Origin of the sequence: Ruegeria profundi (genome assembly GCF_049800715.1) — a bacterium.
Taxonomy (GTDB): domain Bacteria; phylum Pseudomonadota; class Alphaproteobacteria; order Rhodobacterales; family Rhodobacteraceae; genus Ruegeria; species Ruegeria profundi_A.
In genome coordinates this window covers 1-16,060 of the sequence record NZ_JBNAFO010000026.1, presented here as the reverse complement: position 1 = coordinate 16,060, position 16,060 = coordinate 1, and the positions used below count along the sequence as shown (strand labels likewise).

Below are 16,060 nucleotides of genomic sequence, written 5' to 3'. Positions count from 1 at the left end.
CACCGAATCGCACTCCACTTTACTCTCTTCACGTTGAGTTGGGTGGAAAGATGGTTGATTTTGCGGGCTGGGAGATGCCTGTTCAGTATCCGTTGGGGATTATGGGGGAGCACAAGCAGTGTCGTGAGAAGGCGGCGGTGTTTGATGTGAGCCATATGGGTCAGGTGATCCTGCGCGGTGAGAATGTGGGCGAGAAGCTTGAGGCGCTTTGCCCGCAGGCCTATGCAACGCTGAAGGAAGGCAAGGCGCGGTACGGGTTCTTTACGAATGAAGACGGCGGGATCATGGATGACCTGATCGTGTCGAACGCGGGGGATCACTATTTTGTGGTGGTGAACGCGGCGCTGCGCCATCAGGACATTCCGCATATGCGCGAGCACCTCGAAGGCGTCGAAGTGACCGAGATATTCGACCGCGCGCTGGTCGCCGTGCAAGGCCCCGCAGCGGAGAACGTTGTGGGTGAGCTTTGCCCGCCCGCCCGCGATCTGAAGTTCATGGAAACCACCGTGGCCGATATCAACGGCGTCGAATGCCGTATCTCGCGCCTGGGCTATACCGGTGAGGACGGGTACGAGATCTCGATCCCAGAGGACAAGGCGATTGAGATCACCCGCGCCTTCCTGGCGCATGAGGATTGTGAAGCGGCCGGTCTGGGCGCGCGCGACAGCCTGCGGCTGGAGGCCGGGCTGTGCCTTTATGGCAATGACATCGACCAGAGCACCTCGCCGATCGAAGCCTCGCTGAGCTGGGCGATCCAGAAGCGCCGCAAGGAAGAGGGCGGGTTCCCGGGGGCCGAGCGCATCCAGAGAGAACTGGCCGAGGGCGCATCCCGCAAGCTGGTGGGCATCAAGCCCGAGGGCCGCGCGCCTGCGCGTCAGGGTGTTGAGATCCAGTGTGCGGAAGGCAATACGATTGGCCAGATCACCTCGGGCGGGTTTGGCCCGACGGTCGGTGGCCCCGTTGCGATGGGCTATGTGTCCGCAGGCCATGGTGAGCCGGGCGAGACCGTCAATCTGATCATTCGGGGCAAGCCACAACCGGCCGAGATCGTGGCGCTGCCCTTCGTCACCCAGAATTACAAGCGTTGAAGTCAGGAGAGAGACAAGATGGCAACCTATTATTCCGAAGAGCACGAGTGGATCGACGTGAATGGCGACACAGCCACTCTGGGCATCACCAAACATGCCGCCGAGCAGCTGGGCGATGTGGTCTTCGTGGAACAGCAGGAAGTGGGTGATGAGTTTGAGAAAGACGGCGAGATCGGTGTGATCGAATCCGTCAAGGCGGCCTCGGAACTCTATGCCCCGGTTGATGGCGAGATCGTCGAGGTCAACGAGGCGCTGGCCGACAATCCTGGCGCGCTGAACGAAGACCCCGAAGGTGAGGCATGGATCTACAAGATCAAGATCACCGACGCGTCGCAGCTGGAAGATCTGATGGATGAGGCCGGCTACAAGGACTTCATCGGCTGATCCAGACCGGAGCCCTGAATGGGGCTCCGCCCGTTCGGGCCGGACCGGCTCGTGATGATGTATCGGGGGCCTGCGTGGTCTCCGCCCGACCTGACTTATTCATAGGAGCGCTGCAATGGCTTTCAAACTGACTGACTACGAAGCCTATGACTTTGCCAATCGCCGCCATATCGGTCCCAGCCCGACCGAGATGCGCGACATGCTCAAGGTGATCGGCTTCAAGACGCTGGACCAACTGATCGACGCCACCGTCCCGCCGGCGATCCGCCAGAAAGAGCCGCTGGACTGGGGTCCGGCAATGACCGAGCGCGATGCGCTGTTCTACATGAAAGAGGTGGCGAGTAAGAACAAGGTTCTGACCTCGCTGATCGGTCAGGGCTATTACGGCACCACCACGCCCGCGCCGATCCTGCGCAACATCCTGGAAAACCCGGCCTGGTACACCGCCTACACGCCCTATCAGCCCGAGATCAGCCAGGGCCGTCTTGAGGCGCTGCTGAACTTCCAGACCATGGTCAGCGACCTGACCGGGCTGGATGTGGCCAACGCCTCGCTGCTGGACGAAGCCACTGCTGCGGCCGAAGCCATGGCGATGGCCAAGCGCGGCGGTCGGTCCAAGGCCAACAACGCGGCGTTCTTTGTCGACAAGAACTGCCACCCGCAGACCATCGCGGTGATCAAAACCCGCGCTGAGCCCCTGGGCATCGACGTGCAGGTGGCCGATCCCGATACGCTGGATGCCGGTGCTGTCTTTGGCGCGATCTTCCAATACCCCGGCACCCACGGCCATGTGCGCGACTTCACCAAGGAAATCGCAGCGCTGCATGAGCACAAAGCCATCGCCATCGTCGCTGCCGACATCCTGTCGCTGGCCCTGCTGAAGTCACCGGGTGAGATGGGCGCGGATATTGCCATCGGCTCGACCCAGCGCTTTGGCGTGCCGATGGGCTATGGCGGCCCGCACGCCGCTTACATGGCGACCACCGACAAGCTGAAGCGGTCCATGCCGGGCCGGATCATCGGCGTCAGCATCGACAGCCGCGGCAACAAAGCGTATCGCCTCGCCCTGCAAACCCGCGAGCAACATATTCGCCGCGAGAAAGCGAACTCGAACGTCTGTACTGCGCAGGCGCTGCTGGCGGTGATTGCCTCGATGTATGCGGTCTATCACGGCCCCGACGGCATCAAGGCCATCGCGCAATCGGTACACCGCAAGACCTCGCGCCTGGCCGCCGGTCTGGAAGAGGCGGGCTTCTCGGTCGAGCCCGAAGTGTTCTTCGACACCATCACCGTTGAGGTCGGCCACCTGCAGAAGACCGTCATGGAGGCCGCCGTCGCCCGGGGCGTCAACCTGCGCAAGGTCGGCGAGACCAAGGTTGGCATCAGCCTGGACGAACAGACCCGGCCCGAGACCATTGAAGCCGTCTGGGGGGCCTTTGGCATCGACAAGACAGACGACAGCTCGAACAAGCAGTACCGCCTGCCGGACTACGCGCTGCGCGAGACGCCGTATCTGACCCACGAGATCTTCCACAAGAACCGGGCCGAGGCCGAGATGACCCGCTATATGCGCCGTCTGGCCGACCGCGACCTGGCGCTGGACCGGGCAATGATCCCGCTGGGCTCGTGCACCATGAAGCTGAACGCCACGATCGAGATGATCCCGGTCACCTGGCCCGAGTTCGGCAATCTGCACCCGTTCTGCCCCGAAGATCAGGCGCAGGGCTATCATGAGATGATTGCCGATCTGAACGACAAGCTGTGCCAGATCACCGGCTATGACGCGATCAGCCAGCAGCCCAACTCGGGCGCGCAGGGCGAGTACGCAGGCCTGCTGACCATCCGCAATTATCACTTCGCCCGCGGCGAAGGGCACCGCAATGTCTGCCTGATTCCGACCTCGGCGCATGGCACCAACCCGGCCTCGGCGCAGATGGTGGGCTGGCAGGTGGTGCCGGTGCAGGCGGATGAGAATGGCAACATTGATCTGAACGACTTCCGCGCCAAGGCCGAGAAGCATTCCGATCATCTGGCCGGTTGCATGATCACCTACCCCTCGACCCATGGCGTGTTCGAGACCACCGTGCAGGAGGTCTGCCAGATCACCCATGACCATGGCGGTCAGGTCTATATCGACGGCGCCAACATGAACGCCATGGTGGGCCTGTCGCGTCCCGGTGACATTGGCGGCGATGTCAGCCACCTGAACCTGCACAAGACCTTCTGCATCCCGCATGGCGGCGGCGGCCCCGGCATGGGTCCGATCGGCGTCAAGGCCCACCTTGAAGAACATCTGCCCGGCCACCCGGAATACGGCACCGCTGTGGGTCCGGTCTCGGCGGCGCCCTTCGGCTCGCCCTCGATCCTGCCGGTCAGCTGGGCCTATGTGCTGCTGATGGGTGGCGCGGGTCTGACGCAGGCGACCAAAGTGGCGATCCTGAACGCCAACTATATCGCGGCGCGTCTGAAGGATGCCTATCCGATCCTCTACACCTCCGAGACCGGTCGTGTGGCGCATGAATGCATCCTCGACACGCGTCCGCTGGACGAGGCAGCGCATGTCACCGTGGATGACGTCGCCAAACGTCTGGTCGACAGCGGCTTCCACGCGCCGACCATGTCCTGGCCGGTGGCGGGCACCCTGATGGTGGAGCCCACCGAGTCCGAACCCAAGGACGAGCTGGACCGCTTCTGCGACGCCATGCTCTCGATCCGGGCCGAGGCGCAGGACATCATCGACGGCAAGATCGACGCGGAGAACAACCCGCTGAAAAACGCCCCCCACACGGTGCGCGATCTGGTCGGCGACTGGGACCGCCCCTACACCCGCGAACAGGCCTGCTTCCCTCCGGGCTCCATGGGCGTCGACAAATACTGGTCCCCCGTCAACCGCGTCGACAACGCATACGGAGACCGAAACCTCGTCTGCACATGCCCACCAATGGAAGCTTACGAAGAAGCCGCAGAATAAAACTAAAAGACCCCGCCGAAAGGCGGGGGTTATCGAAGGGAACAATGTTTCTCTCACCTGACCCAATCAAACCAATTGGTGGTTCTGATGAAGCATTATGTCATACAAAATTGTCACGCAGGTGCAGCTCAAATCGCCAACGTGGCAAAAGAACGCCCTAATCACATCGAAGTCATTCTGCGCTGCCAAGAGGATAGGGCATCAGCAGAATTGGTAGTGGAGTTTTTCCATGCGTTGAACACATTGATCGCTAAAAAAGCCTATGTGGTGACAGCACGTGTTGTTGCTACCGACAAAGTTGGCGGACCACTTGATTGGGCTGGGCGGACTGCGGTGTTCTGGGGCGACTTGGAGAGTGCATGGTGCCCGGCAGGAGACCAAAAGCTTTGGGTTTCGCAAGTGATGAATCTGTCACCCAGAGTGATTTTGGTCGGCGGCGCCGTGATGTTGCTGGCGCAGATGGCAGGTTCTGAACCAAGAGCGGCTGCAGTGCATGCCACTTTTGAAGCGGCTGCTTTCGAACAGGGAATTGTCAGCTGCGGGGCATCAACTTGCCTGGCGACAGATGGTCGATTGCACAGCGCCAATACCCGCATCAGTGCTCTGGGATTACTTTCGGAGCTCGTTTCGGATGATCACGGTCAACATATTGCTGATGCGCTACGCAGATATGTCGGATTGAGCGAGCCCGGGAAGAAAACCGAGAGTCAAATTGCCAATCGGCTCATTGGCGAGGCCAAAGGGGACGAGGTGGTCATTCATACGCTGGCGATCATGATGACGCATATCGAAGACCCGTTGAGCATTTCAGAACTTGCCGCGAAAGTTGGTACATCTGTCCGGCAGCTTCAGAGAAGATATCTCAGCAAAACAAATGCGAAGCTTCTGGACACTTACAAGGAGTTGCGTTTGGAGAGGGTTGGGATCTTGCTCAAATACACGGACATGCCCTTTGCAGAAGTTGCCGCCGCGACTGGGTTTTCGTCTCGTTCCGCCATGTCCCGGAGCTTCTTCAAACACTGCAAATCTACTCCTGAAGAGAGCCGGAAGCGGCGGTATCTTGGGTGTGAATAGAACAAGAGATCTCAATCCGGATAAGTTCCTCGATATGCGAAAGCAACTTATAGCGAACAGTCTGGCCAAAATACGTGGGCGTGGACGCCTGATTGGCTGTGCCAAAAGTAGCGCGAAAACCAAGTTGCACGACATGTGTAACAGCTGACGTTATCCGGTGAACCTTGTTTTGACCGCCGGGGCGGTCCGCGACGACTTCGTCGCGCGGGACTTGCTTAGCAGCCTCCCAGATTTTGACTGGCTGATTGGAGATTGTTGCGGAGACGCTGACCGGCATCTGAGATGCGTCGAAAGACAAAGGAACACGCGCCTATCTCGCAGGTCGAAAGCGATGTAAGAAAGCTATCAAATACGACAAAGGTCACTACAAAGGGCGTAACCGGATCGAAATCAAGCTCGGTAGCCTCAAGGATTTGCGGCGTGCCGCAATCCGCTACAACAGATGTTCGAGGATATTTCTGCCCGCCATAGAACTTGGTTGGGGGTCACGCTTTGCGATAGATGAAGTCTCTTTCAGGATTGGCTGACATGGCGTCCAAAACGTCTTTGACCCGGCTATTCAGCGGTGACTTTTTGCAAACGGGATCGGTGGCTTCGGCATCCTGCGCAAAGGCCATCGCCTGACAACGACAACCTCCGAAGTCGATTTCTTTCCTCTCGCAGCTTTGGCAGGGTTCGGGCAACCAATCGGTTCCCCGATAGGCGTTGAAGGCGCTGCTGTGGTGCCAGATATCCGATAAGGGTCTATCGCGCACCGACTCGAATTCCAGATGGGTGATGGTCTGTGCCGCATGGCAAGGCAAGACGGTGCCGTTGGGCGTGATGTTCAGGCCTGTGGATCCCCAGCCACCCATACAGGCCTTGGGAAAGTCCGAGTAGTAATCAGGCGGCACGAAGTCGATGGCCAGAACGCCGCGCAAATCCTTACTGGCGCGGGCAACGGTGTCTTTCACGGCCCGGGTCTGCTCAAGTGTCGGCAGCAGTGCGGCGCGGTTCGGCAGAGCCCAGCCATGGAATTGCACACAAGCGACCTCGAGCCTGCGGGCGCCCAGTTCGACGGCCATTTCGATCGTGCGATCCAGATCATCAAGATTGTGGCGATGCATGACCGCGTTCAGGGTCAGCGGGATACCCCTGTCACCGATCTCTTTAGCGATGACCATCTTTCGGTCAAAGCCGCCGCGATAGCCCCCAATGCGATCGGCCAGAGCTGCATTCGTTCCCTGCAAAGACAGTTGGATGTGGTCCAGCCCTGCCTCCTCGAGTCGATCCAGCCGTTTGGGGGTCAGCCCGATGCCAGAGGTGATCAGGTTGGTGTAAAGCCCGATACGGGCGGCCTGCGCGGTCAGGTCTTCGAGATCGCGGCGCGAGGCGGGTTCACCCCCCGACAGGTGCAATTGCAGGACGCCCATGTCGAAGGCCTGTTGGAATACATCCGCCCAGGTCTGCGTGTCGAGTTCCGTTTCCTTGCGCTCAAGCTCCACAGGGTTGCTGCAATAAGGGCAGCTGAGCGGGCAGCGGTGAGTAAGCTCTGCCAAAAGCGCGATGGGGGCAGGGGCGGTCATGTCTGCACCAACACATATAGGCGGCTGCGAAGGGCCTGCAGGAAGTGTTGAACATCGGTCTCGACCTGATCGGCAGGGGCGCCGTAAGTGGTGGCAAGATCGGTGACGATCTGGCTAAACGAGATCTTACCATCGACTCGTGACAGGATGGCGACACCAATATCGTCTAGCTCAATCACCTTTTCCGGGGCCTGCAGGACCATGCGGTCGCGCACTGTGTCGCGCTGAACTCGCACGCCGCGAGGCAGATAGGGGCGATCGGACTGCCGCAGCTCAAGCGTCATAACAGGCCTTCCCCCGGTTTCCACGCACCGGGCGGGATCAGGCCTGGTTCCACATATCCCGACCAGAGCGCATCGAGCTGCGCCCACAGCACGTTGGTTTTGAAGATCAGCGCTTCGCAGGCCATGTCCTCTTTTTCCTCTGTGTCCGCATTGTCCAAAACCCAGTTCAGGCCGAATGCCACGTCCTTAGGGGCTTGGGTCAGGCGTTTTTGGAAATAGGAGAGGCTGTCGGAATTGGCGAAGTCATAGTGCTGCAACAGGCCCTCAATCCGCTGTTCGTGGATTTTGGGGGCAAACAGCTCGGTCAGAGAAGACGCGACCGCCTGCAGCAGGGGCTTTTCACGCACGTAATGCACATAGGCGTCGACGGCGAATTGGGTTGCGGGCAGGATACCGCGGCCCGAGGCGACATAGTCGGGATCAAGCCCCACGGCCTCGGCCAATTTCAGCCAGCGCCGGATACCGCCGCCCTCGGTCACGCCGCCATCGTGGTCTTCGATGCGGGATCGCCACTCGCGCCGGATATCGGGATCAGTGCAGCGCGACATGAAGGCGGCATCCTTCATCGGAATCGCTGCCTGATAGGCCCAGCGATTGATCACCCAGGCGCGCACCTGATCGGGGGTGCATTCCCCGCTGTGCAGCCGGTGATGAAACGGGTGTTTGTCGTGATAACGCTCAGCCCCGATCTGACGCAGGCGGGCCTCAAGAGTGTCGCGGCTCATATCGTGATCTCCTGCCCGTCATAGGCGATGGTCCAGCCTGCGGTTTCCACAAAGGCGCGTTCCGGGCTGTCGGGTTGCAGAACCGGGTTGGTGTTGTTGATGTGGATGAAGGTTTTCGCCGCGCGGATCTCTTGCAGTCGGGCGATTGACCCCTCGGGCCCGCTGATCGAGATATGCCCCATCCGCTGCCCCGTTTTCACTCCGGTTCCGGTGCGGATCATCTCATCATCGTCCCAAAGCGTGCCATCAAAGAACAGCTGATCGGCGTCTGCAATTCGAGCCAACAGGTCATCGGTCACCTGCGCGCAGCCGGGGATGTAGTAGGCGGTCTTATCGGCGGTGGTCAGCCGGACACCTACGGTCTGTTCGCCTAGCAGATCGGTTTGGACGCTGTCGCCCTCCATGAAGAGAGGTACCTTGCCGGGCACCGCAAAGAGCTGCGCCTGCAGCCCCACTTGAAGGGGGAATTCATCGTCAAGGGCAATCTGGCGGCGTTCGACCTTCTCGCGGTTGACCGCGTCGAAAATCCGGTTCTGGGACAGCACGTCCAGAATATCGCCCGTGGCAAACAGGGTGAACGGGGTCTGTTCACGCAGGCTGAGCAACCCGGCGATATGGTCGATATCCCCGTTGGTCAGCAGGACCGAGGCCACAGGCGTGTCGCGCAGCGCGCGGGGGTGCATTTTGGGGCTGTCCAGCATTTGCTGGCGAATATCGGGCGAAGCGTTCAAGATGCTCCAACTCAGACCATCCGGGGACACCGCCAATGAGGATTGGCCGGAATGCGGGATTTTACCTTTACGGGCGTCCTCGCAATTCCGGCAACCGCAGTTCCATTGTGGCAAACCGCCACCTGCAGAAGCCCCAAGAACCAGGAAATGCACTTTGGGCCTCCGCTGCGTTTACGTGATCAGAACAGGTCGGGCTCGTACTCGCGGCCTTCGTCCTCGGACGGAGAATACATGTTGATCTCCATGCCGCAGTTCACTTCTTTCAGCTTCGGTGTGCTCCAGGTCATAGTGTCCTCCCGATGAATGACTGGCGTTGGTAAAAACCTACTACCGACACGATTTTCGGAAAATGCTCCTTTGGTCGTAGGGATGAGGTGTAGTGTTGAGGGGCGGGGGCGGCTGCGTCAACCGCCTTGGGGTCGTAGAGGCGGGACTTAGGACTTTCGTCGAATGTCATGGGCGCAGGCGGAAATATAGTCTCACGCTCATGCGCGCGATCCTGCTACTTGTGTTTTTGCTTTTCAGCGGCCTGTCGGTTCAGGCAGAGCCTCTGCCGCGTGAGCAGATCGAAACCTATATCCGCGCCCCGTTTTCGCTGGGCGATGCGCTGAACGATGACGGGGTCTACAGCCTGCTGAACTCGGGCGGCAGTGAGGCCGGATATGTGTTTGAATCCGAACCGTTGGCGCCCTTGCCGGGGTTTTCGGGCGCGCCGATCAACATGCTGGTGGTGCTTGACCTTGAGGGGCGCTTTCTGGACGTCCAACTGATCGAACACAATGAGCCGATCTTTGTCTCGGGTCTGGGTGAGGCCCCGTTTCACAAATTCTTTGAACAATATGGCGGGCTGTCGATTTCGGATTCGATTGTGGTGGGAACACCCTATGGCGATGCCGCGGCGGGTTCACAGCTTGTTTATCTGGATGGCGTCACCAAGGCGACGGCCAGCGTACGCATCGCCCACGAATCCGTCATGGGGGCCGCGCTGGCAGTGGCCCGCGAAAAGATGCAGGGGCTGGCCACCGCGCCGCCCGCCTTTCCCGACCCCGAGTATCAGGAGGACCTGACCTGGCAGGATCTTGTCGATCAGGGCATCGCCACGCGCAAGACCTACACCAACGCGCAGGTCGACGCCTTGTTCGCAGGCACCTTGTGGGAAGATGACGACCCCGAGGCGCAGGATTACCCGGATGAGCCTTACTTAGACATCTGGGTTGTCGATGTAGGGCCTACTTCCATTGCCCGCGCTGCGTTGGCCGAGGACAGTTTCGACGACCTCCAGAGCTTTCTGGAAATCTCGGACAATGATGAACCGATCCTGGTGATCGAAACCGCGCGCCACGGGTTGGTCAGCGAAGTTTTCGTGCGCAATACCGCGCCAGACTGGCTGTCGGCAGAACAGGACGGTTTTCCAGTCGCTCTGCGCGATGCCGATCTGTTTGTGGAGCTGGCCGATGGTCTGCCCGATGGCACGGCCATGATCTTGCGCACGGACCGTAGACTGGGATTTGACCCCTCGCGCGATTGGGTTCTGAAGGTGCTGGCCGTGCGGGAACACGGCATGTTCCAGCCCGAAACAGGCTCGGTCACGCTTGAGGTGCCCCATATCACGCCCGAACGGTTCTTTACCCGTCCGGTTCAGATCACGCCGGTCCCGCCATGGCTTGAAGCGCTGCGCAACCGTCAGGCCGATATGATCGTTCTTGGGATATTCCTGACAGGTCTCGTCGCCGCGCTCAGCTTTCGTATGAATGTACTAGCGGCCCAACCTTTGTTCACGCCACTCCGCTTGGGCGTGCTGGCCGTTGTCATCGGCTTTGTCGGATGGTGGGGGCAAGGGCAGCTGTCCATCGTCACCGTTCTTGGCACGCTCAGAGCAGCAGTCGAGGGCGGCAGTTTCGCATTCCTTCTGTATGACCCGTTTTCCCTGTTGATCTGGGTGGTGTCCATCGCCGGTTTCATCGCATGGGGCAGGGGGCTGTTCTGCGGTTGGCTTTGCCCCTTCGGAGCAATGCAGGAGTTCGCGCATCACCTCGGCAAAGCCCTGCGCCTGCCGCAAATTGAGCCGTCCGAGGCCTGGGACAGGCGTCTGAAATGGTTGAAATATGTCATCCTCGCGGGCCTTGTGGGCGTTGTTTTCGCCGCCCCCGATCAGGTGGACAAAGCTGCCGAGGTCGAGCCGTTCAAAACTGCGGTCACCACCTTCTTTGTACGCGAATGGTATTACGTGGCCTATGCGGCGGGATGGCTGTTCCTTGGAATGGTGCTGTTCAAGGGATTTTGCCGCTATGTCTGTCCGCTTGGCGCCTTCATGGCGATCGGAGGGCTGTTGCGCGGGCGCGATTGGATCGACCGGCGCGCGGAATGCGGCTCTCCCTGCCAGTTGTGTAAGGTCAAATGTAAATACGGGGCCATCGCAAAGAGCGGACGCATCCAATATGATGAGTGCTTTCAATGTCTTGACTGTGTGACGATCCATGACGATAGCACGAAATGCGTGCCTCTGATTGTCGCCGCTCGACGCCGAGCCAGAGAGGTTGCCGCCGAATGATAAACCGCCGCCGCTTCCTTGCAATTTCTGCCGCCGCATTGGCCACTCCGGCTGCGGCACAGCCCACAAAATGGCACGGCTACGCTTTGGGCGCAGAAGTCAGCCTAACCTTTGACGCGCCGCCGGAGGTTGCCGAACTCGCCATAATCCGCATCCGAGCCGAGCTTGAACGCTGTGAAGCATTGTTCAGCCTCTATCGCCCGAGTTCGGATTTGTCTCGGTTGAACCGTTTTGGCCGCCTGAAAGCGCCCGCGCCCGAAATGCTGGCGCTTCTGCGCGCCTGCGATAGCGCCTATCGGCAGACCGACGGGCGTTTTGATCCAACTGTTCAACCCTTGTGGCGGGCAGCGGCGCAGAATGGAGACCTCGATGCCGCGCGCAAAGCCCTTGGATGGGACCGGGTTCGGATTTCGCCCGATTGTATTGCGCTGGATGTCGGCCAGGCACTGACGCTGAATGGAATTGCACAGGGCTACGCCACGGATCTGGTCACAGAGGGGCTGCGTCAGGCGGGTTGGTACAACGTATTGGTCAATATCGGTGAGTACTACGCCGCAGGGCGCAATTGGACCCTTGGCGTCTCCGACCCTCAACACGGGATCGTTCAGACCCGGACACTCAAAGATCAAGCAATTGCCACCTCTAGTCCAGCTGCGTTGCGACTAGGTGGCGGTCAATTTCATGTTCTGAATCCAAAAACCATGCACCCACCCCAATGGTCAACGGTCAGCGTTCAGGCTGCAGACGCGACATCGGCAGATGCATTGTCAACGGCGCTTTGCCATGCAGATGAGGGTGAGATTCAAACCATCCTGGATCGGACACCCAAGAGCACCACTGTAATTTGTGTTCACCAGAATGGGTCTGTCCGGACCTTCCAATCATAGCAAAAGCCCCGGGGTTTTGCCCGGGGCTTTTGGGTTTGTTGTTTTTGTGGTTACACGCAGTCTTGGACGGCGCGTTTCGTCATCACCCCAACCAAATGCGCGCGGTAGGTTTTGCTGCCATGCAGGTCGGCGATCATGTTCATCGGGTTGACGCTCAGCCCCATCAATGCCTCGGCGCTGAAGGATTTGTTCAAGGCCTCTTCGGCCTCTGCCCACCGGAACACGCCGTCTTCGCTGGCGCCGGTCACGGCCACGCGGACACCATCCGCGAACCGCGCCACGTAGACACCGACCAATGCAAACCGGGACGCGGGCTGCAGGAACTTCTGATAGCTCGCCGCCTGCGGCACAGGGAACCGGACCGAGGTGATGATCTCACCCTCATCCAGCGCGGTGGCAAACATGCCCTGAAAGAAGTCGTCCGCCGCGATCTGCCGCGCGTTGGTCACGATGGTCGCGCCTGAGCCCAGCACACCCGCCGGATAACAGGCCGCCGGATCATTGTTGGCCACCGACCCGCCAATGGTGCCGCGGTTGCGCACCGCCGGGTCGCCGATCTGACCCGCCAAAGCCGCCAGCGCCGGATACGACCCCGCCGCCTCACGCGCCACCGTGGCATGGGGCGTCGCCCCGCCAATGACGACCGAGCCGTCATCCTCGACACAGACACCCTGCATCTCGGCAATCCCACCCATGCTGACCAGCACCGAAGGGGCCGCCAGGCGCTGCTTCAGCGTCGGGATCAGCGTCTGACCCCCGCCCAATGGCTGCGCATCCTCGGCCCCCAACGCAGCAACCGCGTCGGCAATGCTCGAAGGCTTCTCAAACTCGAAACTGTACATTCCGCTTTTCCTTTCCGAAGAGCGCAGATCCGCTCTTCATCTGGCTAAAAATACCTCGGGGGTCCGGGGGCTGGCCCCCGGTCCGCCCTCTCAACTCAGCTGTTCATCGCCGCCCAGACGCGCGACGGGCTTACTGGCATGTCGATGTGATCCACCGCCTTGCCGCCCGAATTCATCGCATCCAGAACGGCATTGACCACAGCCGGCGGAGAGCCAATCGCCCCGGCCTCACCACAGCCCTTCACACCCAGCGGGTTATGCGTACAGGGCGTCTGGCTGGAATGATCCACGCCGTAGAAGGGCACATCATCGGCGCGCGGCATGGCGTAATCCATGAAGGACGCGCTCAACAGCTGGCCATTCTCATCATAGGCGCAGTTCTCCAGCAGAGCCTGGCCGATACCCTGGCCAATGCCGCCATGCACCTGACCATCCACGATCATCGGATTGACAATGTTGCCAAAGTCATCCGCCGCGGTGAAGGCCTCGATACTGACCTGACCGGTCTCGGGGTCGACCTCAACCTCGCAGGCATAAGCGCCCGAGGGGAAGGTGAAGTTGGCCGGGTCATAGAACGCGGTCTCCTCCAGCCCCGGCTCAACCTCCAGCGGGAAGTTATGCGGCACATAAGCTGTCAGGGTCACGTCGCCCCAGGCCACCGACTTGTCGGTGCCCGCGACGCTGAACTGACCGTCCTTCAGCTCAATATCGGCCTCAGACGCCTCCAGCAGGTGGGCTGCGATCTTCTTGGCCTTGTCGATCACCTTCTCGGTGGCCTTCACCATGGCCGAGCCACAGACCGCCAGAGAGCGCGAGCCATAGGTGCCCATGCCGAACGGGATTTTTGAGGTGTCGCCATGCACGATCTCGACCATCGATTCATCAATGCCGATCATGTCGGCCACAACCTGCGGGAAGGCGGTCTCATGCCCCTGCCCGTGGCTGTGCGCGCCAACCATGACGCTGATCGAGCCGGTGGCATTCACCCGCACGGTCGCCGCGTCATAAAGACCCGCTCGGGCCCCCAGCATGCCAACGATGTTCGAGGGCGCAATGCCGCACGCTTCGATATAGCAGTTGATGCCCAGACCCCGCAGCTTGCCCTTGGCCTCGCTTGCCGCACGGCGCGCGGCAAAGCCTGCCAGATCAGCCGCAGCTTCCAGCTTGTCCATGGTCCCGTTGTAATCCCCAGTGTCATAGGTCAGAGCGACCGGCGTGTCATAGGGGAACTGGGTGATGAAGTTCTGACGGCGCAGGGCAATCGGATCGACTCCCAGCTCGCGCGCAGCTTTATCCACCACGCGTTCCAACTGGAACGTCGCCTCGGGCCGGCCCGCGCCGCGATAGGCATCCACCGGCACTGTGTTGGTGAACATCGCCTTCACATTCACCTGAATGACCGGCGTCTTGTAATTGCCCGCCATCAACGTGCCGTGCAGCCATGTGGGCACCGAGCTGGAGAAGGTCGACAGATACGCTCCAAGGTTCGCGTAGGTGTTGGTCCGCAACCCGATGAAGTTATTGTCTGCATCCAGCGCCAGTTCGATTTTGCTGACATGATCCCGGCCATGGGCGTCCGACATGAACGCCTCGGACCGGCTGGAGGTCCACTTGACCGGGCGGTTGCAGGCCTTGGCGGCGAAGGTACAGAACGCCTCTTCCGCATAGTGGAATATCTTGGTGCCAAAACCGCCGCCCACATCCGGGGCCACCACGCGGACCTTATGCTCGGGCAGGCCCAGCACAAAGGCGCACATCAGCAGGCGGATCACATGCGGGTTCTGCGACGTGGTATAGAGCGTGTACTCATCCGTGCCCCGCTTATACTCACCAACCGCCACGCGTGGTTCCATCGGGTTGGCGACCAGGCGGTTGTTGACCAGATCCAGCGTGGTCACATGGGCCGCATTGGCGAAGACCTCATTGACCTTTGCATCGTCAGTCTCGCCCAGCTGCCAGTCATAGCAGATGTTGTTCTTCAGATCGTCATGGACCAGCGTCGCGCCCTCTTGCGCTGCGGCCTTCATGTCGATCACGGCGGGCAGTTCCTCGATCTCGAGGTCAATCGCCTCGGCCGCGTCACGCGCCTGCTCCAGGCTGTCGGCCACGATGGCGGCGATGGGATCGCCCACATGGCGCACCTTGCCCTGGGCCAGAATGGGATGCGCAGGCTCCTGCATGGGCGCGCCGTGCTTGTCCGTCACCTCCCAGCCGCAGGGCATGCCGCCCACGCCTTCGAAATCCTTGCCGGTGAACACCTTGACCACGCCCGGCATGGCCTCGGCCGCCGAGGTATCAAGGCTGGTGATCCGGCCATGCGCGATATCCGAGCGCAGGAAATGAACATAGGCCTGTCCGGCCACGTTGATGTCGTCGGTGTAATTGCCTGCTCCGGTCAGAAAGCGCACGTCCTCGCGCCGCTTGGAACTGGCTCCGATGCCACTGTCTTTGGGCATTGCTTGTTCTCCTCCCTCGGGCCGCTTATTCGGCGGCGATGCTGCTGACGTCCTGGCCCGAAGCGGCCATGATCGCCTTGACGATGTTGTGATAGCCTGTGCAGCGGCACAGGTTGCCTTCCAGATACTTGCGAATCTCGGCCTCGGACGGGCGGGGATTGTCCTTCAGCAAGGCCGCCGCGCTCATCACCATGCCCGGTGTGCAGAAGCCGCATTGCAGCCCGTGGTGATCCTGAAACGCCTGCTGGATCGCATTGAGCGTCCCATCCTCGGCCGCCTGACCCTCGATCGTGCCGACCTCGGCACCGTCGGCCTCAACCGCCAGCATGTTGCACGACTTCACGGCCTCGCCGTTCACATGCACCACACAGGCCCCACATTGCGCCGTATCACAGCCAACATGCGTCCCCGTCAAAGACAAATGATCCCGCAAAAAACCAGACAATAACGTCCGACCCTCAACATCACCGCTCACAGACATGCCATTCACAGTCAGCGATAT

The 16,060-nt window shown here is 60.4% G+C and carries 14 protein-coding genes; 6 read left to right on the top strand and 8 right to left on the bottom strand.

Annotation, left to right across the window (positions count from 1 at the left end; translation table 11 throughout):
* The 4 genes from gcvT to ACP15L_RS22565 all read left to right on the top strand — a co-directional run.
* On the top strand, nucleotides 1–1,088 hold a 1,088-nt coding region (gene gcvT / locus ACP15L_RS22580), incomplete at its 5' end, for a glycine cleavage system aminomethyltransferase GcvT (RefSeq protein ID WP_425083766.1).
* A gap of 18 nt (nucleotides 1,089–1,106) precedes the next feature.
* Nucleotides 1,107–1,472 carry a glycine cleavage system protein GcvH gene (gene gcvH, locus ACP15L_RS22575; protein ID WP_170381008.1) on the top strand — a complete coding sequence of 122 codons (366 nt, stop codon included), beginning with the start codon at nucleotides 1,107–1,109 and terminating at the stop codon, nucleotides 1,470–1,472.
* A 115-nt stretch (nucleotides 1,473–1,587) separates the two neighbouring features.
* A complete protein-coding gene (gcvP, locus tag ACP15L_RS22570; RefSeq protein ID WP_425083765.1) occupies nucleotides 1,588–4,443 on the top strand; it encodes an aminomethyl-transferring glycine dehydrogenase in 2,856 nt (951 codons plus the stop codon).
* 87 nt (nucleotides 4,444–4,530) lie between these two features.
* Complete coding sequence (locus tag ACP15L_RS22565) at nucleotides 4,531–5,517, top strand: helix-turn-helix domain-containing protein (RefSeq protein WP_425085858.1); 987 nt, start codon at nucleotides 4,531–4,533, stop codon at nucleotides 5,515–5,517.
* Nucleotides 5,518–6,002: 485 nt separating this feature from the next.
* Here ACP15L_RS22565 and pqqE read toward each other — a convergent pair whose 3' ends face one another.
* From pqqE to pqqA, 5 genes are read right to left on the bottom strand one after another with little or no spacing between them, the layout of a single operon-like run.
* Entirely contained in the window at nucleotides 6,003–7,082 is a 1,080-nt protein-coding gene (gene pqqE, locus ACP15L_RS22560; protein WP_425085857.1) for a pyrroloquinoline quinone biosynthesis protein PqqE, read from the bottom strand.
* Nucleotides 7,079–7,366: a pyrroloquinoline quinone biosynthesis peptide chaperone PqqD gene (pqqD, locus tag ACP15L_RS22555; protein ID WP_425085856.1), complete on the bottom strand. Its 288-nt coding sequence runs from the start codon at nucleotides 7,364–7,366 to the stop codon at nucleotides 7,079–7,081. The genes pqqE and pqqD overlap by 4 nt, the downstream gene beginning before the upstream one ends.
* Entirely contained in the window at nucleotides 7,363–8,091 is a 729-nt protein-coding gene (gene pqqC / locus ACP15L_RS22550) for a pyrroloquinoline-quinone synthase PqqC (RefSeq protein WP_425085855.1), read from the bottom strand. Before pqqC ends, pqqD begins: the two co-directional genes overlap by 4 nt.
* On the bottom strand, nucleotides 8,088–8,975 hold the full coding sequence (gene pqqB, locus ACP15L_RS22545) for a pyrroloquinoline quinone biosynthesis protein PqqB (protein WP_425085854.1): 888 nt from the start codon (nucleotides 8,973–8,975) through the stop codon (nucleotides 8,088–8,090). The genes pqqC and pqqB overlap by 4 nt, the downstream gene beginning before the upstream one ends.
* Nucleotides 8,976–9,001: 26 nt before the next feature.
* Nucleotides 9,002–9,109, bottom strand: coding sequence for a pyrroloquinoline quinone precursor peptide PqqA (gene pqqA, locus ACP15L_RS22540; RefSeq protein ID WP_152460716.1), 108 nt, complete (start codon nucleotides 9,107–9,109; stop codon nucleotides 9,002–9,004).
* 200 nt (nucleotides 9,110–9,309) lie between these two features.
* Here pqqA and ACP15L_RS22535 point away from each other — a divergent pair, with 200 nt between their 5' ends.
* Together ACP15L_RS22535 and ACP15L_RS22530 are read left to right on the top strand one after the other, a co-directional pair.
* Entirely contained in the window at nucleotides 9,310–11,373 is a 2,064-nt protein-coding gene (locus tag ACP15L_RS22535) for a 4Fe-4S binding protein (protein WP_425085853.1), read from the top strand.
* The gene (locus tag ACP15L_RS22530; RefSeq protein WP_425085852.1) at nucleotides 11,370–12,260 is read left to right on the top strand and encodes an FAD:protein FMN transferase; all 891 of its coding nucleotides are present in this window, start codon (nucleotides 11,370–11,372) and stop codon (nucleotides 12,258–12,260) included. The genes ACP15L_RS22535 and ACP15L_RS22530 overlap by 4 nt, the downstream gene beginning before the upstream one ends.
* Before the next feature lie 50 nt (nucleotides 12,261–12,310).
* Here ACP15L_RS22530 and ACP15L_RS22525 read toward each other — a convergent pair whose 3' ends face one another.
* The 3 genes from ACP15L_RS22525 to ACP15L_RS22515 all read right to left on the bottom strand — a co-directional run.
* A complete protein-coding gene (locus tag ACP15L_RS22525) occupies nucleotides 12,311–13,102 on the bottom strand; it encodes an FAD binding domain-containing protein (RefSeq protein WP_425082682.1) in 792 nt (263 codons plus the stop codon).
* A gap of 95 nt (nucleotides 13,103–13,197) precedes the next feature.
* On the bottom strand, nucleotides 13,198–15,558 hold the full coding sequence (locus tag ACP15L_RS22520; protein WP_425082681.1) for a xanthine dehydrogenase family protein molybdopterin-binding subunit: 2,361 nt from the start codon (nucleotides 15,556–15,558) through the stop codon (nucleotides 13,198–13,200).
* A 25-nt stretch (nucleotides 15,559–15,583) separates the two neighbouring features.
* Nucleotides 15,584–16,060, bottom strand: a 477-nt coding sequence (locus ACP15L_RS22515) for a (2Fe-2S)-binding protein (protein ID WP_425082680.1), incomplete at its 5' end; no start/stop codon positions are given.

Excerpts from the sequence above, each read along its gene's own strand:
- gcvH (WP_170381008.1), top strand. The coding sequence starts at position 1,107 with ATGGCAACCTATTATTCCGAAGAGCACGAGTGGATCGACGTGAATGGC.
- gcvP (WP_425083765.1), top strand. The coding sequence starts at position 1,588 with ATGGCTTTCAAACTGACTGACTACGAAGCCTATGACTTTGCCAATCGC.
- ACP15L_RS22565 (WP_425085858.1), top strand. The coding sequence starts at position 4,531 with ATGAAGCATTATGTCATACAAAATTGTCACGCAGGTGCAGCTCAAATC.
- pqqE (WP_425085857.1), bottom strand. The coding sequence starts at position 7,082 with ATGACCGCCCCTGCCCCCATCGCGCTTTTGGCAGAGCTTACTCACCGC.
- pqqD (WP_425085856.1), bottom strand. The coding sequence starts at position 7,366 with ATGACGCTTGAGCTGCGGCAGTCCGATCGCCCCTATCTGCCTCGCGGC.
- pqqC (WP_425085855.1), bottom strand. The coding sequence starts at position 8,091 with ATGAGCCGCGACACTCTTGAGGCCCGCCTGCGTCAGATCGGGGCTGAG.
- pqqA (WP_152460716.1), bottom strand. The coding sequence starts at position 9,109 with ATGACCTGGAGCACACCGAAGCTGAAAGAAGTGAACTGCGGCATGGAG.
- ACP15L_RS22535 (WP_425085853.1), top strand. The coding sequence starts at position 9,310 with ATGCGCGCGATCCTGCTACTTGTGTTTTTGCTTTTCAGCGGCCTGTCG.
- ACP15L_RS22530 (WP_425085852.1), top strand. The coding sequence starts at position 11,370 with ATGATAAACCGCCGCCGCTTCCTTGCAATTTCTGCCGCCGCATTGGCC.
- ACP15L_RS22525 (WP_425082682.1), bottom strand. The coding sequence starts at position 13,102 with ATGTACAGTTTCGAGTTTGAGAAGCCTTCGAGCATTGCCGACGCGGTT.
- ACP15L_RS22520 (WP_425082681.1), bottom strand. The coding sequence starts at position 15,558 with ATGCCCAAAGACAGTGGCATCGGAGCCAGTTCCAAGCGGCGCGAGGAC.